16 protein-coding genes are annotated in these 24,204 nt (G+C 39.6%); 9 read left to right on the top strand and 7 right to left on the bottom strand.

Annotated features, from left to right (window positions below):
- Nucleotides 1-115: 115 nt before the first annotated feature.
- Complete coding sequence (locus tag AC07YT_RS06515) at nt 116-1,243, bottom strand: FecR family protein (protein ID WP_086545586.1); 1,128 nt, start codon at nt 1,241-1,243, stop codon at nt 116-118.
- 91 nt (nt 1,244-1,334) lie between these two features.
- Entirely contained in the window at nt 1,335-1,898 is a 564-nt protein-coding gene (locus AC07YT_RS06510) for an RNA polymerase sigma factor (RefSeq protein WP_086545587.1), read from the bottom strand.
- 221 nt (nt 1,899-2,119) lie between these two features.
- Here AC07YT_RS06510 and AC07YT_RS06505 point away from each other — a divergent pair, with 221 nt between their 5' ends.
- Complete coding sequence (locus tag AC07YT_RS06505; protein ID WP_086545588.1) at nt 2,120-2,968, top strand: hypothetical protein; 849 nt, start codon at nt 2,120-2,122, stop codon at nt 2,966-2,968.
- A 56-nt stretch (nt 2,969-3,024) separates the two neighbouring features.
- Here AC07YT_RS06505 and AC07YT_RS06500 read toward each other — a convergent pair whose 3' ends face one another.
- Together AC07YT_RS06500 and AC07YT_RS06495 are read right to left on the bottom strand one after the other, a co-directional pair.
- Nucleotides 3,025-4,860: a RagB/SusD family nutrient uptake outer membrane protein gene (locus AC07YT_RS06500; protein WP_086545589.1), complete on the bottom strand. Its 1,836-nt coding sequence runs from the start codon at nt 4,858-4,860 to the stop codon at nt 3,025-3,027.
- A 21-nt stretch (nt 4,861-4,881) separates the two neighbouring features.
- Nucleotides 4,882-8,088 (bottom strand): SusC/RagA family TonB-linked outer membrane protein, encoded by a 3,207-nt coding sequence (locus AC07YT_RS06495; RefSeq protein ID WP_086545590.1) that lies wholly within the window; start codon nt 8,086-8,088, stop codon nt 4,882-4,884.
- 609 nt (nt 8,089-8,697) lie between these two features.
- Here AC07YT_RS06495 and AC07YT_RS06490 point away from each other — a divergent pair.
- Together AC07YT_RS06490 and AC07YT_RS06485 are read left to right on the top strand one after the other, a co-directional pair.
- Nucleotides 8,698-10,533: a hypothetical protein gene (locus AC07YT_RS06490; protein ID WP_086545591.1), complete on the top strand. Its 1,836-nt coding sequence runs from the start codon at nt 8,698-8,700 to the stop codon at nt 10,531-10,533.
- Nucleotides 10,534-11,017: 484 nt separating this feature from the next.
- Nucleotides 11,018-11,233, top strand: coding sequence for a hypothetical protein (locus AC07YT_RS06485; protein WP_494945238.1), 216 nt, complete (start codon nt 11,018-11,020; stop codon nt 11,231-11,233).
- 57 nt (nt 11,234-11,290) lie between these two features.
- Here the strand turns inward: AC07YT_RS06485 and AC07YT_RS06480 are convergent, their stop codons facing one another.
- The 3 genes from AC07YT_RS06480 to AC07YT_RS06470 form a co-directional block, all read right to left on the bottom strand.
- Complete coding sequence (locus AC07YT_RS06480; RefSeq protein ID WP_086545592.1) at nt 11,291-12,736, bottom strand: sulfatase family protein; 1,446 nt, start codon at nt 12,734-12,736, stop codon at nt 11,291-11,293.
- A 431-nt stretch (nt 12,737-13,167) separates the two neighbouring features.
- On the bottom strand, nt 13,168-14,457 hold the full coding sequence (locus AC07YT_RS06475) for a M12 family metallopeptidase (RefSeq protein ID WP_086545594.1): 1,290 nt from the start codon (nt 14,455-14,457) through the stop codon (nt 13,168-13,170).
- A 349-nt stretch (nt 14,458-14,806) separates the two neighbouring features.
- The gene (locus AC07YT_RS06470) at nt 14,807-15,706 is read right to left on the bottom strand and encodes a hypothetical protein (protein WP_086545595.1); all 900 of its coding nucleotides are present in this window, start codon (nt 15,704-15,706) and stop codon (nt 14,807-14,809) included.
- A 1,284-nt stretch (nt 15,707-16,990) separates the two neighbouring features.
- Here AC07YT_RS06470 and AC07YT_RS06465 point away from each other — a divergent pair.
- The 6 genes from AC07YT_RS06465 (at nt 16,991) to AC07YT_RS06440 (ending at nt 24,184) form a co-directional block, all read left to right on the top strand.
- Entirely contained in the window at nt 16,991-17,701 is a 711-nt protein-coding gene (locus tag AC07YT_RS06465; RefSeq protein ID WP_494945237.1) for an SDR family oxidoreductase, read from the top strand.
- A gap of 2 nt (nt 17,702-17,703) precedes the next feature.
- Nucleotides 17,704-18,021, top strand: a complete 318-nt coding sequence (locus tag AC07YT_RS06460) for a hypothetical protein (RefSeq protein ID WP_494945236.1) — start codon at nt 17,704-17,706, stop codon at nt 18,019-18,021.
- Nucleotides 18,018-18,662, top strand: a complete 645-nt coding sequence (locus AC07YT_RS06455; protein WP_086545597.1) for an NAD-dependent epimerase/dehydratase family protein — start codon at nt 18,018-18,020, stop codon at nt 18,660-18,662. The genes AC07YT_RS06460 and AC07YT_RS06455 overlap by 4 nt, the downstream gene beginning before the upstream one ends.
- Nucleotides 18,659-19,456, top strand: coding sequence for a helix-turn-helix domain-containing protein (locus AC07YT_RS06450; RefSeq protein WP_086545598.1), 798 nt, complete (start codon nt 18,659-18,661; stop codon nt 19,454-19,456). The genes AC07YT_RS06455 and AC07YT_RS06450 overlap by 4 nt, the downstream gene beginning before the upstream one ends.
- A gap of 305 nt (nt 19,457-19,761) precedes the next feature.
- Nucleotides 19,762-20,508, top strand: a complete 747-nt coding sequence (locus AC07YT_RS06445; protein WP_086545599.1) for a YceI family protein — start codon at nt 19,762-19,764, stop codon at nt 20,506-20,508.
- Nucleotides 20,509-20,875: 367 nt separating this feature from the next.
- Nucleotides 20,876-24,184, top strand: coding sequence for a SusC/RagA family TonB-linked outer membrane protein (locus AC07YT_RS06440; RefSeq protein WP_086545600.1), 3,309 nt, complete (start codon nt 20,876-20,878; stop codon nt 24,182-24,184).
- Nucleotides 24,185-24,204 lie beyond the last annotated feature (20 nt).

Below are 24,204 nucleotides of genomic sequence, written 5' to 3'. Positions count from 1 at the left end.
CAGGTCAATTTGTTGGCAACTGCAGGTTTCGGTTGATAATTTTTATTAACTGGATGCCAGTAATTATCGGGGGTGTTTCCAGCACCCCTGGTGATTTGGCATAGTGGAGAAGTACTTATTTCATCACGGTTACCCTCCTTCCTTCTATTTTGAAACGGACTTCACCAACAGTTTCTATCCATTTCAGTACTTCCGACAACTTACTTTTTCTCGACACTAATCCATCCAGAATAGGTGTTGAATTAGCTTTTACATCAGGTTCATAAACGACATCAATATTGTACCATCTGGCGATTTTCCGCATGGCCGAATTCAAATCCTCTCCATCGAAGATGAAGTTGTCATTTTTCCAGCCTAATGTTTCTGCAGTATTTACCATTCGTAAGCTAATTGCTCCTACAGCATCAATAGAAGCTTGCTGACTAGGTTTTAACAGAATGGGGTTTTTATCCTGAGCATTTTTTAAACTTCGAACTTGCATACTTCCTTCTACCAGTGTAGTCTTGCTGAGTGGTTCATCGGCATAGTTATTAATGTTAAAGGAAGTTCCAAGGTCTTCGGCGAGCTGGCCAGCACTCATTACACGGAACGGCTGCTTCGCATCATGATTTACCTGGAAATAAGCTTCTCCGGTTAATTCTACCCGACGCTCTTTCTGCCCGGCGAAGCTGGAAAGGAATTTTAATGATGAGGCCGCATTTAACCATACTTTGGTTCCATCAGAGAGTGTGATTTGGTACTGGCCGCCCTTAGGGGTAGATAATACCAGTTGCTGTGCTGCTCCTTTGGCTGAGCCGATTTCGCTGATAGCTGTTCCGTCGTTATATTCCAGTCCGGATTTGTCAACCACTACTCCGCCTTCTAAATTCTTTAAATCAAACCTTTGTCCGTTTGCCAGGGTAACCGTTGCTTTATTACCACCAGGTTGAATATCGTGTAGCGCTAAATTATAATCAATGCGCTGGTTATGCAGGTAAAAATAAAGGCCGATGCTCATAATCACCAGCAGTGATGCTGCAATCGCAAGGCTTCGGCTTGATATTTTGAAATGTCTTTCTGCAGGTAGCGTACTGGTCATCTTCTTGATTATGAGCAGGTCTTCAAATAGTTCTTCTTCGGTTAAACCCAGGGGAAGATCTTTATTCCATTGTGCATACCAGCTCTCTAAAAAGGCGATTTCTTCAGGTGTACAGTTACCAGCCTGTTTTTTTTGTAAAAGCTTGCTAATTTCCTCTTTTTGCATGATTCTTATCGAGGGAAGGAGCGTACCTTCCGCATTCAGAAGTTAAAGACGAAGCAAAGTAGCCTTGGGGGTAAAGAAATTTTAAAAAAAATCAGAGCGACAGGAACATCATTGATCCAAGCCTGGTACGTAACACCCTTAATGCATTGTTTATTGTAGTTTTTACAGTTTGTTCGGAAAGGTTAAGCACTTTGGCGATTTCCTGATGACTGAGGAAATTCTTTCTGCTTAGTTCAAATATTTGACGGGTTCGCGTAGGGAGGTTGGCAATTTCCTGATCTATAATGGCTTTTAGCTGGTTTTGTCTGACCAGGTAATCGGTAGTGACGAAACCGGTTTCTGCAAAATCCTGAATGGACTGAGTGTATGATTTTTTTAACTTCTGCTTTGCCAGCAGATCGAATATTTTGTTTCTAACTGAAGTATAAAGATACCCGGAAAGGGTCGTTTTAAAAGTAATTTCCTCACGTTTAATCCATAAGGTGGTAAAGAGTTCATGCACCAGATCCCTGCATTCTTCTCTTAATTGAAGCCGTTTAAATGCGTGAATGTATAAAGCAGCATGATAGCGGTGATAAATTTCAGCGTAGGCCAGCTGGTCGCCTGACTTGAGTAAGTCTGCTAGTTCCTGGTCATTATGGTGTTTATAGGGCATTCTGTTTGGGATGCACTAACATACATAATTAATGCATATAGTCAAAAACTTAATGCTGTCCGTTTTTGCAGAGAAATGAGCTTACACTAGTTCTGCAATTCTTAGCTATCAAATGCTGACCTTTACAACAGGTATGCGTTAGTTATTTTTTGCTATGTTCCTTCCAACATTTATTCTTTTGATGTGTTTTGTTTATTTTTACTTTCAAATCAACCCTAATTATGAAAAAAATCTATCTATCGCTGCTATGCATGATAATTGCGCTCAGCAGTTTTTCGCAGTCCGCTGTTTCACAGCGGGTTGATGTGATCAAAAAGAGTAATGGTGAAGAACTAAAAGGAAAGATTATCAAAGTCACCGATGCTGAGGTTTCTTTTGTTTATTCCGGAGAAACCGCTGAATACATTATTAAAAAATCGGATATCTCCCAGATTACCCACTCCAGTGGCAGAGTAGAGATCATCTCGCAACAGGTATCTCCTTCAGAGACTAGAGGTAAGGATCCGGTTGCGATGACTGCGACTCCGGTTGACCATCACAATAAAATTGCAATCATCCCTTTTACCTTTTTGATGGATAACCAACCTGGTGCTGATGTTATTGGAATGAAGGCCCAGCAGGACGCTTTTGCTTTGCTTAGCCAGCATTCGGCCGGATATACGATATTGGATCCACGCTCAACCAATGCCGCCTTGATCCAGGCAGGTGCTACGCAGGATAAGCTGATCGGGTTTACGATGAAAAACCTATGCGATATCCTGGGCGTTGAATATATTATTCAGGGAACTGTTACCCAGAATAAGGGATATCAGACCAGTTTTAGCTCATCGAGTGATGATACCAAAATAAAACGGGGTGATGGTGACAAGGTAAAAGGGGTATCAAGTTATGGATCTACCAATAGTAATGCAGTACAGCGATATGATGTTAGTGTGAGTCTTCAGATCTACATGGACAATAATGCGAGTATCTATAATGAAAGTCACAAAGCCTTCCTGAGCAATACTGATGGATCCTACAGTGGTCCGCTCGAATATTTGTTAAAAAGATGCCCTTTATACCGTAAATAATTCATTTAAGGTGCATGCTGAAATAAAAAAACCGCAATTTTGCGGTTTTTTTATTGTTACCATCCGGGAGATTGTGCCAGATTTTTATTTAACACCAGTTCCTGAGTAGGGACGGGTTCGTAATAAAATTTATTAAGCCAGCCTGGTGGCGTACCGAAAAATTCGACATATCCAGAAGCTCCACCACCAGAAATACTTAATTTATTACCATAGTCAGCATTATTGACCCAAACACCCAGTTGCTGTTTATTTACGTAAGTTCCCTTTTTCCAGCGTTTCAGGTCGTTAAACCTAAAACCGTCTCCAAAAAGTTCAACACGTCGCTCTCTCCTAATTTCCCACAATAGGGGTGTTACATCAGGATCACGCTTGGGATCGAAAGATGCATTGATATCAGCAACGGTCATTTTTGGCAGACCAGCGCGGGGCCTTAATTTATTTATGGTCTGATCGGCTACTGCCTGCGTAAATAAGCCCAGTTCTGCCATAACTTCTGCATAATTTAACCAGATCTCTTCGATGCGAAAAAGAGGGCAATCGGTTGTGGCATAACTGCTTTTTGCATCAAGAGGCAATCGGTTGTAGCTTTTCCAGTAATAATAGCCTAGCTCACCCACCACTTGAGGTTGCCCAGAATTTGATTTTCTGAAATGTGGCGATTCGCTGATGATGGTTCCCGTTTGCATGGTTTGACTCCATTGGGCAATAGGCAGCGATTTTTTAATTGTATTCTCTGATTGAAATGTGGTAAACAGATCAATGTATTCTGCATCAGCAGCATTAGCATTTTTTTTCCAGGTATAGTTAGGATTGCCGATTACAACCTTATAGGGCGGAACAACCGTATACAGCAATCGTCTATCGCGGTTACGAAATTCGTTGTACATCGTCTTGTCGCCTGCATATACCGCACTGCTTCCAATTGGTCGTCCATCGGTACATAAATAACTTTCTACTGCATCCTTTGCCACATCAATATAACTGTTGGCACTTCCTTGCAACCTTACTCCCGAAAAGTGGGTGGTAAGGTTTGCCGCGTATTGCTTAAAAAGGATAATCCCTGGTTTTTTACTTAAATCTTCCAGGTTATAAAGATCATCATAGTTGGCCATGCAGGTGCTAAAGTTATTCATCAACTTTTCTGAAGCCGTTTTGCTGGCTTGCAAGTACACATCGGCATTGCCTAATGCATGGTATTTGCGCCAGGTTCCTTCAAAAAGGCCAAAACGCGATATTAAGTACCTTACACAATGTATATTGATTGTATTATCTCCATCACCGTCTGCTTTAATGTGTGTTTCAGCGAAGTTAAGATTATCCAGTATGTTTTTGGCCACCACATCGCGAGGGGTCCTTTTGCCAAAAAGTTCTACAGTGGAGGTGTCGCTTAGTTTATGTTCAATCCAGGGCACATCGCCGTAAGCCGCAATTAAATCGTAATACCGTAAAGCCCTGAAGAAGTAGCCTACGCTGCGCCAATGGTCCTTATCGGCCTGTTTCATTGCAGATTTATCGATATTATCAATCATCACATTTACCTGGCGCACATAATCGAAATTCCAACCCGAAGTGCTTAACGATCGGGTGCGACCGCCATCGCCGGGTATTATTTTGGTTTGATAGGCGTACTCTGATTGGCTACCCGCTAATGTTCTGGCCAGGTTATCAGAATTGGCATCACTGCTCAAAAGTGCCGCTGGATAACCATCGCCATTAACTCCGTATCCATCAAAATAATCGTACATTCCCCATGCGTAGGTTTTGAAATTGTCGTAGTTGATAAAAGCTGTTTCCTCGGTGAGTTCAATAACAGGAGTTTTATTTAAAAAGTCCTTTTTGCATGCTGCCAAAAGTAAGGGAGCAACAAAAAATAGGTATTTTATATTTTTCATGATTAAAATCTTTATCTTTTATTAAAATGTAGTATTTATACCGAAAGAGGTTTTTCTTAAAAAAGGATAACCCATGCCAGAACCGAGGTTAGTTAATGAGGGGTCTAAACCCTTGGGTAAATGGTTAAAGTTGAAAGGATTTTCTACACTGCAAAACAACCTGAAAGTATTGATGTGCAATTTGCTCAGTAACGATTTTGGCAGGTTGTAGCCCAATGCTAAATTGGCCATCTGCAAATAAGCGCCATTTAACAGATAACGACTTTGTATGGTGTTTTGATTGTAGCTTTGGTTACCAGTGGCTTTATCGTAAAGTCTGGCGTAATGAGCATTAAGGTTATTGGGCGTCCAATAATCGAGCGTATTGGCCACAACAGTAGAAAAACCACCATAATTTGGTGCGGTAAGCGTAGTGGCCATAAAGTATTGACGTTTGCCCACGCCACGTAGTACGAAGCTGAAATCGAAATTTTTATAGCTTAATCCACCGTTTATGCCAAACTGGTAGCGTAAGGTATTATTGCCAATGATGGTACGGTCACCCGGATCGCTGGTCGTTCTTAAGCCTTCAAAAACTTTACCATCACCATTCAGGTCTTTTAAAAGTACGTCGCCTGGATTTGGCAAGATCCCCTGATAGGTAGGGACACCGGGTTTTAAGGCGCCGCCAGTTAGATCTGCTTTTAAGCTTCCAGGTACAAAATCATCAACGGTGTAAAGCCTGTCGGTTGTATAGCCCCAGATTTCGCCTAATTGCTGGCCAACGTAATAGTAGCTAAGGAAATTATTGTCGTTTCCGCCAAATTTGGTAATCTTCGAGGTAAAATCGTAGAGGTTAGCACCAATGTAATAGCTCAAATCTTTACCGATTTTATCCTGCCATGAAACATTAACTTCATAACCTTTTGAGCGTAGACTTGCGGTATTTTGTAGCGGCGCACCCGTGCCCAGCACAGCAGGTAAAGAAATGGCACCTTCGGCAAGGATATTTTTGGTATCTCTGGTGAACCAGTCAAAACTTCCGCTTAACCTGTTGTTTAAAAAGCCAAAATCTATACCGAGGTTTAGGGTGCGTACAGTTTCCCAGGTAAAATCAGAGCTGATTAAATTAAGTTCGCCTAAGGAGGTTAAATATGACCCTGCTCCATTTAACCAATGAGGCTGAGAGGAGGTAAATGTTGGGATAAATTTATATGCGCCAATATTCTGATTCCCCACCTCACCAAGCGAAGCTCTTAATTTGAAGTTAGACAGCCATTTAGCATGTTGCTTTAAAAAATCTTCTTCAGATACTACCCAACCGATTGAAGCGGAGGGGAAAATACCAAAGCGATGATTTTCTGGAAATTTTGAAGAACCATCATACCGTTGATTTAATTGAAGCAGATATTTGTTTTTGTAATCGTAGTTTAATCTCCAGAAAAGACCTGTTAAGGAGAATGCTGAATAGCTATTTGAGGTATTTATTGGGCCAGTTGCGTTTACCAGCGATGGAAATTCGCTCGAAATCATGCCATTTCTTGATACATCTGTAGCCTGATAAATGCTTTCTTCTTTATTAAAGCCAGCTAGCAGCGAAAAATTGTGATGACCAAATGATTTTGTGTAGTTACCAAAAATATTTAATGCATTATATATGGTTCCTCCATTAAATAACTGATAAGTGCCGTTTCCACTGGTTTGTTCCTGAAAATTATACGGACTCACTGTTTGAAAGGCTTTATTGTAATTGGTCACATTATTGTTCAGCTTATCGTAAGTGTACTCGCCAGTAATCGTAAGTCCGCTGATGGGTTTGAGGATCGCACGGCCAGTAAGTCTGATATCATCACTTTTATTGAGGTTGGGTGAACCATTTAATACAATATATCTGGGTATGCCGTTTATGCCGACTACACCGTTAGAGGCTGGTATGGTTGCATCTGGCGATATTAATGGTAAAGAGATGCCAAAGGGCATATTCGATGGGGTAGAGGTAATCGAATTAAAATATTGCGCATCTAACTGGGTACTTAACCATTTGTTTATATCGGCATTAATGAACGATTTAATATTATAACGTTTATAGTAATCCTGTTTTGCTTCTGGAACCACAACTCCCTTTTCATTTGCACTGCCGTAAGCCAAACGATAAGTAATTTTATCAGTTCCGCCGGTTACTGAAAAATTATGCTGAAATTGGGGTACGTTTTTAGCCAGGTAGCCATCAATTAGGCTTCCCGCCCGAACGGGATAAACTGTTGTACCCACGTTTGCGAGTCCGTTTGGATATTTATCGGGGTTGGCTTTCGCTTCGTTGTAAACCTGTATCCAGGTATCAACGTTTTGTAACGACCAGTAGCCCACGGTTCCCATGTCTTTTAAAGATTGTAAGAACTGCTCTGGCGTAGCCTGATCTGGGAGGTTGGTTGGACTAGCCAAAATAATGTTGTTGCTATAATTAAACTGGGGTTTTTGATTAATTTTCCCCTTTTTTGTGGTCACCAATATTACCCCGAATGCCGAGCGGCCTCCGTAAATGGCAGCAGATCCTGCATCTTTTAATACTGTTACGCTTTCGATGTCCTGAGGATCGAGCTGACTTAAATCGCCATTAAGCGGTACATTGTCTACTAATACCAATGGCCCGGAAAGATTAATGCTGTTTCCGCTCGTATTCAAACTGGTAGCGCCACGCAAATTGATGGAACCAACTGTACCCGGTTTGCCGCTGCCTACACTCACCTGCAGTCCAGGCACTGTTCCCTGCAGCAATTGGGTTGTACTGCTCACCGGCCTGTCGCGTAAAACATCATCCATCTTTACTGTGGCAATAGCACCTGTTACTTTTGCATTACTTTGGGTACCATAACCAACAACAACCACATCATTGAGTGTTGCATTATCTGGTTGCAGGCTAATGTTTAGGTTAGAAATATCACCAACCAACCGGCTAAGGGTTTTATAGCCCACAAATGCGATACTTATGCTATCCTGAGCATTGGCCTGCAGGCTAAATTTTCCTTGTGTATCTGTACTTGTAGCCTTGTTAGTCCCTTTGATTTTGATTACGGCGCCGATTAAGGGTAACTGTTTTTCGTCTAAAACCTGGCCGTTTAAAATCTTTCGCTGTGCATTGGCAAAAAGACTGAGGCACACTAAAAAGATTAAGGTTGTGATGGTTTTACCTGGACTGAAAAAATGATGTCTCAGGTCGTTGATAATAATTATTGGGTATTTTTTTTGCATAATGAGTGGAAAGGGAAATTTTCCCTGATAAAGTTTATCGTTAACTGTACTGGTTATTTATTTAATCAGTATTTGACTAAATGATGTTTACGAGGTGGGAGTAGGAGATCAATCAGCATGAATAATTTAATTTGCTGAGGTAACAAAGGCGTGAAGGAATAATCATCTTTATTAAGTATATAAAATCTATAGAATTAATAGTCGAAAATATGATAAAACATCGGTTTCTCTTGCCAGTGAAGACCAACTTGTTAAAAAGCGGGTCATTTGGATTAAAATATGCTAACTTTTGTTATTTAGATGGGTAAAATATTAGTTTGGAATATACAGGATCTCTTGGTAAGAACGATAGTCGTTTTAAGTTGTAACGTGGGAAATACCGTAGGCCGGACTGGAGATTGGCCGAAGATTTTTGTTTAAAGGAAATGCAGACCATTCGTTACCTTTATGTGATCAGACATAGTGTGTATGCTATTTTTACGCTGGGTGGGAGGAAGGAAAGGTGAGGTTAAATATGATCAGGCGATGAAAGGAAGATAAAAAAAAGGCTACATGGCAACTGTTTTTGCTGGCACACTCCAGGAACAATATCAAAAAATAACTTGAACTATGGACAGAAAAGACTTTATTAAAAATAGTTTTTTAGCCGCGGGGGCAGTTTTACTTCCCAATGCAGTTTGGGCTTTTGACAAGAACTCCGCGGGCAGCGCTGCAGATGCGAATAAATTTGTGTCCATAGCTAATTTAAGAAGATTTAAACGTGCGGAGAATGGGTTAAGGTTTTTCGAAACAGAATTGAATATTTCTAAACCTAAAACCTTCTTAAAGCTACACAGGAAATATTTCATTTCAGAAAACACGGCAGGAATCTGTACGCCTGCTTTGCTGGAGACCTGGAACAAGGAAAATCTGGTTTTTATCCCCGAACTCTATAGAGATAAAAAATACAATGGTTTTATCATAAAGGTCTGTGAAAATGGATTGTGCGAAGAAACCATGATATTTTCACACGAGAATCAGGGTTATTATGCTTTTTGGGGCAAGGAATACCTAGGTGGCCCGACATTGTACCACTATGATATGGAAACATTTCACCTGATGCGTATGCACAGCGAAAATGGGCAATGGATAAATCACAAGGTTATGCCGATGTATCCGGACGAAATTGCCGTACTCTACCGGCAGCAGTTACAGCAGTTAGGGCAGGGACAGCTTTCTCAGCAGTTCGGTCATGATTTTGAAATACGTAAAGATGGTTTTTATCAATTGATGGCCTTAAAACGCAGTTGGGAGCAAAACATCGTCACCAAAGAAAAAGAAGTTTATGAAAAAGAAAATCCGGCACCGATCTATTTAAATTCAATAACTACAGAACCTGAAAATGTTAGATTTGATGGCTATACAAATCCGTTTGCACCAATTTATTGTGAGGGGGATAACCTGAGTTACGCAATCTTAAAGCCAGCAATTATTTACCAGGAGGTGGCAGGTACAAAAATAGAAATAGCCAACATGCCTGCTTACAAAACTCAGGATGATATTGGAGATTGTAAGGCTTTTAGTTTAGCTGCAATATTGCAGCACTACACTTGCCAAAAATGGAAAAGTGATATCCCTGATTGTAAAAATCCTCCTGCTGATATGGCCATATCCTATTTTGGGTTGATGGCTTATACAAATCAGGCCGCAGATGAGGATTATACCTTTCAGCCCAATCAAAAAAGCGGAAGAGGGATGAATGATGTTATCAATGATCTGGGCGTGAAGTACTACAATAGTTTAATATTGGAGAGTTGTAATCCTTTTGAAAACCTGACAAAAGAATTTAGCTTAAATGGTAGGAACGGACTAATCAAAAGAGATGAATTCTTTAATTATCTGAAAAATATTTTTGGGAAGTTAAAAGATGGCGACCTGGTAAAAATAAAAGACTGTAGCGATGAAGTTGAAAAACTTAATGCTTACGTAAATTTGAATTTTAATCAAAAAACGCTTAAAACAGCTCTGACTAAAAAAGATTTTGACCATTTTTTATTTACATTATTTTTTAGCGATTGTAAAAGAGAATTATTTCCACCGGGTTTTAGTGCTGCTGCATTTCCTTTAGATTCAATGAATGTCTCACCCGATGATGTCAAAAAGCAGATCTTAAAAGGATTAAAACTTGGAAAACCAGTCCTTTTCCCATCACTATGTATTTCACAGGATAAAGGCGAAGGATGCAGTATGTCACATTCGCTAGTTGTCTCTGGCTTTAAGCAGGTTAAAAATGGAAATACTAAAAAAGATGTGTTTAAATTACACAATTCCTGGGGGCCAGAGTGGCAACAAAAAAATAATGATGGATGGGTAGATGCAGATATTTTATGCCAAAATACTGTAAGAACGAATTCAGGCAAGGGATATCGCATCGACTCAGGAAGCGTAATTTGGTTAGATCCTTAAAAGGAGTGTAATCAGCTAGTGAACGCTGGATGTTTTTTTGGCATGCCTATAGCGAGTCGCGTCTTTCGCTGTATCTTCCTGCGGGAGGATGTCGCTGCACCCACTCACGCATTTTCGATTGAAGTAATAACAACACAGAGAAACGTGATGTCTTGATCGTTAGTATGCTGTTGTCCCTTGAAGAGTTTCGCAACCCGTGGTATTTTATTTTCCAAAAGCATGTCGCTTCTTTCTCTGAGAGGGAAATATTCCCAGAATTAAGGCCGTCATATTTTTCTCCCTTTTACATTGTTAGGTAATTAATCATGTAGATTCACTTTGGATTTTTTAGTTTTGCGCTGCAAACCTACTGGTCTGCACTTTTATCTAAAATAGCGCTTTCAGGATTGAAGCACTTTTTTTTTGTGAATTGACTTGTATTATGACAAGTGGGATCTAAACCTCCGATTAATTGATTTTTGGCCTTGTCAATGCATTTTCCTTGATGTGTAAAAAGCCCTGCTACAAATTCTTTTTTAGGTGGCTAAATATTGTACCACAAATCGAAAATGCAGTGCAGGCACTGAGCGCCTTGTATGTATTGGAAGGCTCGATCATGGGCGGAAGCATCATTGTAAAAATGCTCGAAAAAGGAGGGGTTACCAAAGGCGTTTCTTTCTTCTCGGGCTATGGTGAAGCCACTGGCATTAGGCACCGTTAATAATTCGGTACCTTTTTAACCAGTTTGATTTTCGATCCCCTTTTTGTAAAAGTCAAATTACGGGTTAAGGTTGTTTATATCTACGCCAGTCCACTTTTTAGGTGCGCCCCAATCTGGCTTATCTAAATCGCAGAAGTCATTTAGTTGTTTCATGGTCAAACTAAGCGCTGCGGTCATTTCAACTACTCTCTGTTTATATCCTGCGTTTTCCGCCAGATTTTGCATTTCTAATGGGTCTGTTTTTAAATTAAAAAGCTGCACCGGATGCTGGCCTTTTACATTGTAAAGAATAAGTTTAAAATTGTTTTTTACATAGGCACGTTGGAGGTTACGATAAGCAAAAAAAGCAAAATCGTGACCCTGAAAACCAGTATCACTAAAGGCTTTAGCCAAAGACTGACCTCCCACAGTTTTAGGGATATCGATATTGGTGAGTTCGCAAAGCGTTGGGTAAATATCATTCAAATACACAATAGCATTTTCTCTTTTGTTTGCTGGAATGCCAGGACCGCTAAATATCAATGGTACCCTTATCGATGATTCATAAGGGTTCTGTTTTCCCAACAATCCCTGTTGACCGACTGATAATCCATTATCCCCGGCCAGTACAATAATGGTGTTTTTATCTTTACCTGCAATTTTCAAGGCATCCATAACACGGCCGATCTGATAATCTACCTCGCTCACCATTGCATAATATTTGGCAATTTCTGTTTTTACAGCTTCTTTAGTCCGGGGAAAGGGCAAAAGTGTTTCATCCCTGATCCGAAGTTCTCCATTATCGAAAGGATGCTCAGGGAGATAATTGGCAGGTAGAGATACATCTTTGGCTGAATAGCTATGTCCATACCAGGTTGGTGGCGTACGTGGGTCGTGGGGAGAGGTAAATGCCAGGTACATTAAAAACGGCTGGGTAGAGGTTTTCTGTTTGTCAATAAAATCAATTGCAGCATCCGCAAAATGGATGGAGGAATAATTATCGCCCCAAAAAGGCTTGTCATATTTGCCGGTCGTATCGTAATGAAATAATTCCGGCCGGTATTGCCCACCATTATCAGGAGGGTTCATGCCGCCTATGTGAATATTTTCGCCTGCGGCAAAAGAACGGTTTAATGATTTTGTATCCTGATGCCATTTACCTGTTTGAAAAGTGAGGTACCCATTTTCTTTAAACAATTGCGGAAAAGTAATGTCCGATTCAGGAATATAAGCGCCGTCTTTTCGGATATGAAAAAGTGTTTTACCGCATAGGATCATGGCCCGGCTCGGTTGGCATACCGCTCCATTAAGTGCACCCATGATGTGTGCGTTGGTAAAGGAAGTTCCATTTTTTACCAATTTATCCATAGTAGGTGTCACAATTTCTTTATTTCCAAGAGCATGGATAGTTTGATAGGTCTGGTCGTCAGTAATAATAACCAATACATTTTTTTTCTGTTGTGCAAGGGAAACTGTAACTGTACAAAGGAATATAATTAAGGAAAAAAACTTTCGTAACATCATTTATTTTGAAATTGTAATTATTGTTTTTATGAATTATTTAATGCCGTAGTTTTTGTTGATCAAATTTCACAGTTAGACCTATGCAAAATATTAAGATTTTATTTTTGATGGGATCCAGATAGTTCCCGTTGTCTAAATTGTATTTGCAGGTCTTTAAAAGCGAATGTTTTAAGGTATGGGCTTTGGCTTTATGTTTTTATCAGATTGTTTCGCTCCTGGTGATCAGAAGGCAATTAATATAACTGAAATGCATCTTTCGGCTTATCATGGCGTAGTTTCACTCCTCGTTACTCCCGATATGTGGCTCCATGAAAGAAGCATTGGTTACATATTGATGTGGCAACGTTTTATTGTTAACTTTTCTTTAGCAAAAATTGATTATAAAAGCCCGATTCTTATTACGAATCGGGCTTTACCTTATTTAATCTTTTTTAAAATGTACTAAATTTGAATTTTTGATTGTTGGCACCACCATAACCCCAAAGGCCAGGCAGGGTTCCGTTTGCGGTTGCACTACCCGGAATATCAATATTTTTGGATGGTACATTGCGTGGAGAAATGATATAATAACCACCCTCAACCGGGAAGATATTAAACTGCTGAGAGGTTGTACCTGTGTTTGTTCTAATTTCAAGTTTAGTACCATTCGCGATACCACCACCCACTACGGTAAGTACCTTTCCTGGTGCATTTAACGGCGATAATATATAATAACCACTGGCATTTTTGGTCACATTCCACCTTCCGTTACTGGTGTTTACATCTGTCCATAAAATGACCTGCGTACCATCTGCCGTGTAATTCCCGGATACGTTCAGCACCTTGGTAATATCCAATGCTGTAGAAATTTCATAATTAGTATTTGCAGGTAAGCCAACATATGTAAAACCGGTATACATGTGGTTGATGCCTGCAATATCTGCAGGGCTCATGTTTGGTGAAGGAAAGCAGGTCTCATAACGAGATCCATCTAATTTCGTTATCTTTTGGGGACTTCCGATTGGATCTGCGGCGTACATCAGAATTGATTCGATATCTAATGGAGTACCAATAGTTGTATAACTTGTTGCCGAAACCTTATTATAGTTGTATGCACCACTTGGATCAATGTTGTCATAATTCACAATGATATAATCATCTCGGTCTGGGCGGCACATTTCATGATTTGCGCCCAATGAATGGAATATTTCGTGGATAATGATGCCGATAGTATTATAATTTACCAAATTCACGGTCTGTGCCCCACCGATCATTCCTATTGGCGAAGTATTACCAGTGGACTTCATGAAATTAATGTAATTGGCCTGAGTAGTTCTTTGCACAAATGTTACCGGAGAAACCCTGCTAATATATGCCATCGCCTTTAGAGAAGCAGCTGTATCGGCACCCAGACCCGATAAGTTATAATAAACTATACCACCTGGCCAGCGCTTAGCTAAAGCATTTATTACCAGTGCCCGCTCTGAGGTAGATACGTTTTTGTTGCTGTTAATTTTTATTAGATTAAACTGTTCTTTACTAAGTGTGATATCATCGGCGAGATAATATACTCCGTTGTCTTCTTTGATCTGAATGTTATTGCCGTCGAAATTAAAGGTATGCATTTTTGCAGATCTGTTTGCATCAACCACTTCGTTAGTCACGGCATTTTGCTTTTTACAGCTTAGGGCTGAAACAGACAAGAGTGCTGCCATAAAAAAGTTTAAATAGTTTTTTTTCATTGCTTTTTTAATTAAGGTTTAGTTTATAGATTAATTTATAATTGCGATAGAATTTTTTTTGCTTAATGATATGCAAGCATCCCAATCCACTTTTCATTTGACAACCTATAGAAGTTTCTTATTGACTAAGGTTGTCTGCTGTTTAAATCCATTTCCCCTTTTTTCACCTTAATGAAAACACAAAATAGCCTCAGCTTTCTATTTTTACTAAACGAAGTTAATAAATACTAAACTTATAACTGGCTGAATATTAACATGTAATTACCACAAATTGACAATTATACAACTTCAATGAGCATTGAAAATGGCTTCTGATGTAATTGGTTTTATTATAGGGTGGATGAAATAGCTAAAACCTATAACCGATAGATGCCGCTACAGAGAGGGCTTCAAACTCTACTTCATTAAGACGGGTTGTACTGCTGGTATTATTGTTGAACAACAATACATCTGTGCCTTTTTTGGCAATACCATAGCGGTAACTTGTTCCAATCCCAATATCCCACTTCTCATTGTAAATGTATTTCATTTCCACATCTGTGTTGAGAATATATCCCTTTGCCTGGTGTAGATAACTTTTTGGTTTTGCCAGGTTTTCCCTGAGGTTCCAGTTGCCATATCCTTTGTTTTTGACGTAATAGCCGGCTAAATTGTAACTAACCTCAAATGCTTTAAAGGGGATTAACTTAAAAGATATTGTTGGCCCGAAGCCATTCCAATTGGTTCTGTAATAGGAGTTCAGGTTTTCTATATATACCGAAGGGTCTGATGTTAGTCCAGTCTCCTTAGCATTCAAAATATAATTTTTCTGGAACTGGCCCAGGTAGCCAGCCTTTGCTGTTATGCTAAAAGTTTCGCCCTTGAAAATTTGATAACCTAAACTTGCGGTGATGTTTCGGTTGAAACCTGCTGTAACGCCATAATAGCTAGAAAATATATCCGTGCGGTTGTCAGATGCATAATCGATATCGGATAAGGTACCTGATTTTATAAAAAGACTATTAAACTGAAAATCAGCGATATTTTTTTTAAAAAATATTGTTTGCAGATTAAATCCATATCCTTTTTGAACTACATTCTGCCATTTTAACTCAGAAAAAACATTAGGGCCACTACCTGCTGGTGTTCCCGCAATCGAAAAATTAAGATCGGATACTTGATAGATACCCTGTACAGACAACTTTGCTTGCGCAAAAACAACATTAGTCGCTAACAAGATTAATATAACAGTTAACCATTTTCTTTTCATCTTAATTTTTTCTACTTAATCATCTGCATTAATGTGTCGTTATTCTCTAATGCCTGTTGGTTTTATTGATTAACATTATTCTGATGATAGAGAAGCGGTAATGACGCTGAGCCAGAAAATCTGGCGATTAACTATTTCTATCATTAAAGGCCTTAGCCATGTTCATTTCCGGATAAAATTGCGCCATTGTAGTCATTATTGATATCTTCCCCTACATATGTTTTAATGGTAAAAGCTGTACTGGTTTCAGCTTTAAACAAAATTAATAGTTGCTAAACAACTGGTTGGCTCGATTTTACCTTATATAAACAGCATATTAACTGTGGCTTACTTAAACACGGCTAAATGCTATATCATTTTTTATCCTGGATTTTCCACTTAACATTTTTTGAATCTGGATCGTAATTTTGATATTTCAATGAAACTGGTCAATCCTTTTTTGGCTATAAATACCGGTAATTAAAAAGTTTCACCAGTGTTCAGATCCCTTAGCGAGATGTCTCTTAATTCTCCAATGCCTCCGAATGTAAAATTCAATCCAGAAACTTTTCCAATTGTGTTTTTATAGGCGGTGGTAAACAGCTGTTTACCATTTAAGAAAAATTTCACTCTTTTGTGTCGGACTAATAATCGTATATCGCCTCCTGATCTCAAATCTCTACCCAATGTGCTCAAGTCATATTTACTTCCTTCTCTGCTGCTTTCAGAGAAAGAGCCGTAAGCCCAGGCCGTGCACCCAGGTCTGAGTATCAATATATCATGTCGTGCCTGGATAGCCTTGGGCTGATAGCCCTTTTAGTGATGGGGTGCTATGGCTTTTCATACATTAGAAAAAAATTATAAACCAGCGGTTGGCATAGGCAACAAAAATTTTAATGAGATATTGATGTTTCGCCTTGATGACTTTCAGCAAATCAGCAATGAATTTATTGCTGATTTGAACTTTTGCTCCGTTGGGCCTTTAATAGATCTTAAAGTACTTTCTGTTTTTAGACTATTTTCAAACCATTGAATAAAAGCGATGGAGACCCGTTTGGGTTTCGAGCTCCATATTGGCACTTAGGATGCAAAAATAGTTTCTTATTAATCTATTTCTTGATTCGATGCTGGTCATCTATATCCTTTAGAAAAGGAAACCCATAATTTCTCATTATTGCAATACTAGGTTCTATTCGGATTGTGATCAGCTATCAAATGCTGACCTTTACAGCAAGTAAATTTGGACCTTATAACAAGCTTTTTGACTTTTTTATCGTTGAACTTTGTCTTATCAAAACTTCAAAAATGGAAAATAAAGAAACAGTTTTAGTTACAGGTGGATCGGGTTTTATAGCTTCTTATTGCATGATTACCTTATTGAAGAATGGTTTCAAGGTAAGAGCAACGCTGCGTTCCCTTCACAAATCAGAGTTGGTCAAACAAATGCTGAAAGAAGGGGGTATCAACTCTTTTGAAAACTTAGCTTTTGTGGAAGCCGATTTGCAAAATGAGCGCAGTTGGAAGAAAGCCGTCGAAGGATGCCAGTATGTTATCCACGTGGCTTCACCCACACCAAATACCGATGCAAAAACAGAAGATGATTTTGTGGTTCCTGCAAAAAATGGTGTGCTGTTTGTACTACGTGCTGCTAAAAAAGCAGGTGTAAAAAGAGTGGTACTTACATCTGCTTTCGGTGCTGTAGGTATGGGAACAACAAAAACAACACCTTACACCGAGGAAGATTGGACGGTCATCAACGAGACTGTTGCACCTTACCAGCGTTCTAAGACCATTTCGGAGCAAGCGGCCTGGGATTTCATCAAAAATGAAGGAGCGGGCATGGAACTTTCCGTGGTCAACCCGACTGGTGTTCTGGGGCCTGTGCTGGCTGATGATTATTCCCATTCCATCCAAACCATTAAACAGATGCTCAATGGCGAAGTAAGCGGATGCCCTAAAATGAGTTTTGGTTATGTAGATGTACGCGATGTAGCTGACTGCATTTTAAGGCAATGACGATGCCACAGGCTCTTGGTCAGCGTTTTATTGCCGTAGCCGGAGAAAGCATTTCAGTATTGGACATCGCTAAAATTCTTAGAAAAAACTTAGGCGATATGGCAAGTAAAGTACCAACCAAAGAATGGCCTAATTGGTTGGTAAAGTTATTGTCGGTTTTCATTCCAAAACTTAAAATGATAGTGCCCCATTTAGGGCTAATAAAAGAAGCCAGCAACGAAAAGGCAAAAACATTGTTGGGATGGAAGCCAAAAAGCAATGAAGAAGCTATATTAGCTACTGCAAATAGTCTCATCGATTTAAAAATTGTAAACGTATGAAAGTAATCATAACAGGTGCCACCGGAATGGTGGGCGAAGGCGTACTTTTCGAATGCTTAGATCATCCTGTGGTAAGCGAAGTGCTTATCATTGGAAGAAAACACTATGATAAAAGCCATCCAAAACTGAAAGAATTGATTTTAAAAGATTTTTCGGAAATCAATAATCATTCGGATTTATTGAAAACTTACGACGGATGTTTCTTTTGCGCGGGCGTAAGTTCTGTTGGCGAGAATGAGGAAAGCTTTACTAAAAAGACCTATGATTTTGTAGTTCCATTTGCCGCAACAATTTCAGATATTAATCCTGGAATGACTTTTATTTATGTATCGGGGAACCGCACTGATAGTACAGAAAAAGGAAAAGTAATGTGGGCAAGGGTAAAAGGAAGGACCGAAAATGCATTGATGAAACTGCCGTTCAAGGGGCAGTATAATTTTCGTCCGGCAATAATGACAGGAAGCAAAGGACAGAAAAATGTAAAGACAATTTATAAAATTTTGGGCCCGCTGATCTCGCCATTTTTTCCGGCAAAAACATTGAAACTTTCTGAAGTAGGGAAAGCGATGATTAATGCGGTGTCAAAAGGTTATCCAACACAAATTTTGGAAGCAGACGATATTTTTAAATTGTCGAAATGAAAATAACCGAAATAAAATCCTGCATCGTAGGTCCGGCACTTTCGGCAGAACAATTCATCGCCGAGCATTTCTTTGTATTTCTGGCAAAAGGAAAGATGAATGGCTATGATGGCAACAAACATTATGTGTTGAAGCCGGGCGAAAGTTGCCTTGTCCGGAAAAATCATTTGGCCAGATACAATAAAGTACGGGACAATAACGAGTTCGAGAAAGTGATCATTTTTTTTGATGAAGTGTTTTTAAAAGCATTTCAAAAAAAACACTCCATTGTATTCAAAAAGTTTATTTCAAAGGATGCATTTGTTAAACTGAAAAAAAATGATTTAATCAATAGCTTCTTGTTGTCGTTAGAACCGTACTATAACAATTCGGGAAATATCAGCCCAACTTTCTCAGCCATTAAAAGAGAAGAATTATTGCTCATTCTATTGCAATTACATCCAGAGTTGGCAGACATTCTTTTTGATTTTGGCGTTCCTGGAAGATTGGACCTGGAAAAATTTATGCAACAAAATTACAAGTTCAATGTGAGTATGGAAAGGTTTGCATTTCTAACGGGACGTAGTTTATCTGCATTTAAAAGAGATTTTAAAACTATATTCGAGGAAACACCCAATCGTTGGCTGTTAAAAAGACGTTTGGAAGAAGCCCGTTTTCTCATTGAAGAAAAAAAGCAAAAACCGACCGACATTTATCTTGATTTAGGCTTTGAAGATATAACCCATTTTTATTTTGTGTTTAAAAAGGAATTTGGCATCACGCCGAGTGAAATTAATGGTCCTAAAAGAGATTAATACATTTCTTATTATTCCTCCAGAATTTTTGAATAACCGCCTAATTCAATCAATTCGTCCGCAAAGTGGTTCGAATTACGCACTATCGCTGATCACTTATGGGCAAGGTACCAGCACCGCAATGTGATGATTGGATAATTCAATCAGCAATCATATCTCCGCCATTCATTTCATCATCCACTAGCTTTTATAAGGCTAGCATTACTCATTTAAATTGAATTTACATTCTTTACAATTCTTTTTACAATATTACTGGTGATGGAATGCGCTGGCCAAATTAGATTTGTCAGACTAATTGTGTTCCTATGAAAACAAAAACTATTTTATTATTTCGGGCGATGATGTTTCCCCTATCGGGTTTTGCCCGGCAAAAGGAAAGTTCGGTAGGCAAGCCTGTTGCCGGGTGGCCTAAAATTGCGCTGATTAACCAGCCCATAAAAAATAAATATGTAGTGGTTTTGGCGATACTGTTCTGCCTGATCAATACAACTATGGCGAGGCAGCAGCCAGCTGGCAAGCCGATTGTTTACAAATTAGATTTGAACATGAGCAAGCTCTTTTGGAAGGCTACTAAGGTTAATGGTGGACATAATGGCTTTCTTTTGTTCAATTCGGGCGTATTATATGCCGATGCAAAAGGGAAATTTCGTAATGGCAATTTTGTGATGAATATGACTTCCATCACTGCGGTGGACAAGTTGCTGCCACGCGAAAACAGGGAATCTGAACAGGTAGTCAAGGCGGGTAATTTCTTTGCAACTACCCAATATCCTACAGCTAACATCAATGTGAAGTCTATTGTAGCAACGGGTAAGGTAAATCAATATCAGGTAACTGGTGACCTGACCATAAAAGGGGTGACCAAACCGCTGGTATTTGTGGCTACAATTAGCCCTAATGGAAGTGGTTTAAAAGCTGAGGCTGAAATGGATATTGACCGAACAAAATGGGGCATTACCTACAAATCAGGTAATTTCTTTTCCGATTTAAAGGATGAACTGATTTCTGACATGATCCATATTTCGTTGAATTTGGTATTTTACAAAGGATAATCGTAATAAAATAAATATCAAAGAATATCCAATTTATCCGCGCTGACAAAAGCAAGGAATTTCACCCTTAATCAGAAAGTGCCTTAGGAAACTCCTATGGCACTTTCTTTTTTTAGCTCACAATCTTTTTTGTTAAACCTTTAGCATTTGGCGGTTAGTGTAGTTTATCGCTAAACCCCTAACGCTCTCCGCTAAATCCTAAAATAAAAAAATCAATCTCCCCATTCCTCACCTCATTCATTTCGGCTTTAAAAATTAAAGTAAGTTAATATAGTGTTTACATAGGTCGAGTAGCTTTGCCAGCATTCTAAGGGACCCAGAATATAAACTAAAACGGTTTAGAACCGATTACTAATTTTTAATTAACATGAAAAAACCTTTACTGCTTAAGCGGAAGTTTTTGCTATGCGTATCATTGGCAAGTCTATTATCCGGTGTAATCTCAGTACCTGCAAACGCTGCGATTTATTGGGATCATGCAGTACATGCTATAAAAAAGCAAGGCACAGGAACCATCAGTGGTAAGATCGTTGATGAAAAGGGCGACCCACTTCCGGGTGCAAGCATACTGATCAAGGAATTAAACAAAGTTGTACAAAGCAAACCTGATGGTAGCTTTAGCATAAATGTTCCGGACGGAACCTACAATATTCAGGTAAGTTTCATCTCTTACACGGCTGTAACCTTAAATAAAGTTGTAGCGAAAAGCAACGAAACAATCACCCTAAATGTAACCCTTAAAGGAGAGACCGGAAGTTTAAACGAGGTGATTGTTGTAGGATATGGCACCCAGAAGAGAGAAAATGCAACCGGGGCGGTTGATCAGATTACCTCTAAGAGCATTGAGAACAGACCGATTACCAACCTTACACAAGGGCTTCAGGGACTTCTTCCAAATCTAAATCTGAAAATGATGGATGGTAAGCCCACCCAGTCACCCAGCTATAATATCAGGGGTACAACTTCCATCGGTCAGGGTGGGAGTGCGCTGATCCTGATCGATGGTTTTGAGGGAGACCCGAGTCTGCTTAATCCCAACGATGTTGAGAGTGTCTCCATCTTAAAGGATGCTGCCTCTGCAGCCATTTATGGTGCACGGGGTGTTTTTGGTGTTGTGCTGATCACCACTAAAAAAGCTGAAAAAGGGCGCACAAGTGTTGCATATTCATCCAATTACTCAATAAAAAGCCCATTGCAGGTTCCAGATTATGTAACTGATGGTTACACCTGGGCAAAAATGTTTGCTGAAGCTTTTGTAAATGGCGATGGTGCTTTTCCTCAAAATGCGAACAAAACCCAGAAATTCTCGCAGGCATATCTTGATGAGTTTAAGAAAAGAGCAGAATCTGGTCAGCCTTACAATCAGATCGAGGTTAATCCAACTACAGGAGAATATACTTATTATGGCAGCACCGATTATTATGCCGAGCTGTATAAAAAGAATACTGCTGCCTTTGAAAATAACCTGTCGGTAAGTGGTGGTGGTGATAAAGCTTCATTTCTGGTTTCAGGACGTTTCTTAAATCAGGGCGGTTTGTTTAGATACAACAGCGATGATTATGATATGAAAAATATCCGTGCAAGAGGTGCTGTTCAGGTTTTTCCATGGCTGAGTATCGAAAACAATGCCGATTACTCCGTGATGAATTATCACAATCCAATTAACGTTGGTGAAGGTGGCGGTATATGGCGGAACATTGCCGACGAAGGAAAGCCAACAATGCCTTTGTTTAATCCTGATGGATCATTAACTTTCGCCTCTGCATATACCGTTGGCGATTTTATCTACGGCAAAAACGGGATTGATACCCGACGTCAGGTTTTTAGGAATATTACAGGCTTACGAAGCAGTTTTTTAAACAATAAATTAAGGGTAAATGCTGATTTTACCTTTCGCAATACCAATAACGATATCGACCAGAAAAGGGTGCAGGTGCCTTATAGCAATGTACGCGGCGTAACGGCCTACGTAGGGACAACCACTAACGATCTGTTGTTTGATAAACGGGAAACGAATTACCTGGCCACTAATATTTATGCCGAGTTCGAAAACCGTTTCGGGGCTGATCATTATTTAAAAGTAATGGCAGGTTACAATTATGAGCAATCTACTTATAACCGCGTTGCCATTCAGCGAAATGGAATTATTTTTGAAGACGCCACAGACCTCAACCTCGCTTTGGGCCAATCAATCAACACAGGTGGAGGATATGAGCAGTGGGCTATTTTGGGTGGTTTCTCCAGGTTAAACTACGCTTTTAAAGATCGTTATCTGGTAGAGGTAAATGCACGTTATGATGGATCATCAAAATTCCCTTCAAATCAGCGTTATGGATTTTTTCCTTCAGTTTCAGCAGGATGGAGGATCAATAAAGAGCCTTTCTGGAAAGTATCTGATAAATTTATTTCCGATTTAAAATTAAGGGCTTCTTACGGATCTCTTGGAAACGGTAATATTGCTTCCTACGCATTTCAGGAGATCTTCAATATCAGCCAATCCAATGTTATTCTGAATGGTGTTAAACCACAAACAACCAAAATTCCGGCAGTATTGCCAGATGGCTTAACCTGGGAAACCTCTACCACGACCAACTTTGGTTTAGATCTGACCATGCTTTCAGGCCGTTTGACATTCACAGGAGATGCTTATGTCCGTAAAACTACTGATATGTTTACTTTCGGGCTTACGCCACCCGCAGTGTTTGGGGCCGATGTTCCCAAAGGGAACTATGCAGACTTAACAACCCGTGGCTGGGAAGTTTCGGTAGGCTGGAATGACCGGATCGGAAGATCGGATAAGCCCTTCAGGTATAATGTGAGGCTAACCCTTTCTGATAACAAAACCAAGATCGATAAATACAATAATCCGGATAAGTTATTGAGCGATTATTACGAAGGACAAACTTTGGGAGAAATTTGGGGCTATGAAACCGAAGGTTTCTTTATTGATGATGCCGATATAGCAGCTCATGCCAAACAGGATCCACAGATGAGGGCATCTCCAACAGGTAAATGGTTCCCTGGCGATATCAAACTTAAAGACCTGAATGGAGATGGTTTTATCAACGTAGGCGAGAATAAAGTGGGCAAATCCGGAGATAGAAAAATCATCGGTAATTCGGCACCAAGATATCTTTATGGTATTAATCTGGGTGCAGACTGGCATAATATCTCATTTTCTGTATTCTTCCAGGGGGTAGGCAAACAACAATGGTACCCAAGCACCGAAACAGAAATGTTCTGGGGGCAGTATAACAGGCCATATAACAATATCCCAACTTTTCATTTGGGCAATATGTGGACACCACAGAACACCGATGCCTACTTCCCAAGAACAATGTCGAGGGCGGCATCGAGTAATACCAACCGTACACTTGGCGTGGCGCAAACAAAATACCTGCAAAATGTGGCTTACCTGAGAATGAAAAACCTTCAGGTGGGATATAACCTGCCAGCCAAATGGATAAACAAGATTGGTGCACGCAGTGCGAAGGTGTTTTTCTCGGGTGAAAACCTATTTACCTACTCGCCGATGTACAAAATTGTAAAACATACCATCGATGTAGAAAATGCCGTGCCTTCAGATCAGGACCTGAATCCAAACAGTACAAATGGTGATGGTTATAACTATCCTTTAATGAAATCTTACTCCTTTGGATTAAACATTGGTTTTTAAGCTGTGGATTACTAAATAAT

This window comes from Pedobacter sp. GW460-11-11-14-TSB4 (assembly GCF_059423705.1).
Note: the sequence above shows the minus strand (reverse complement) of the source record. Positions and strands in the feature narration are given on the sequence as shown.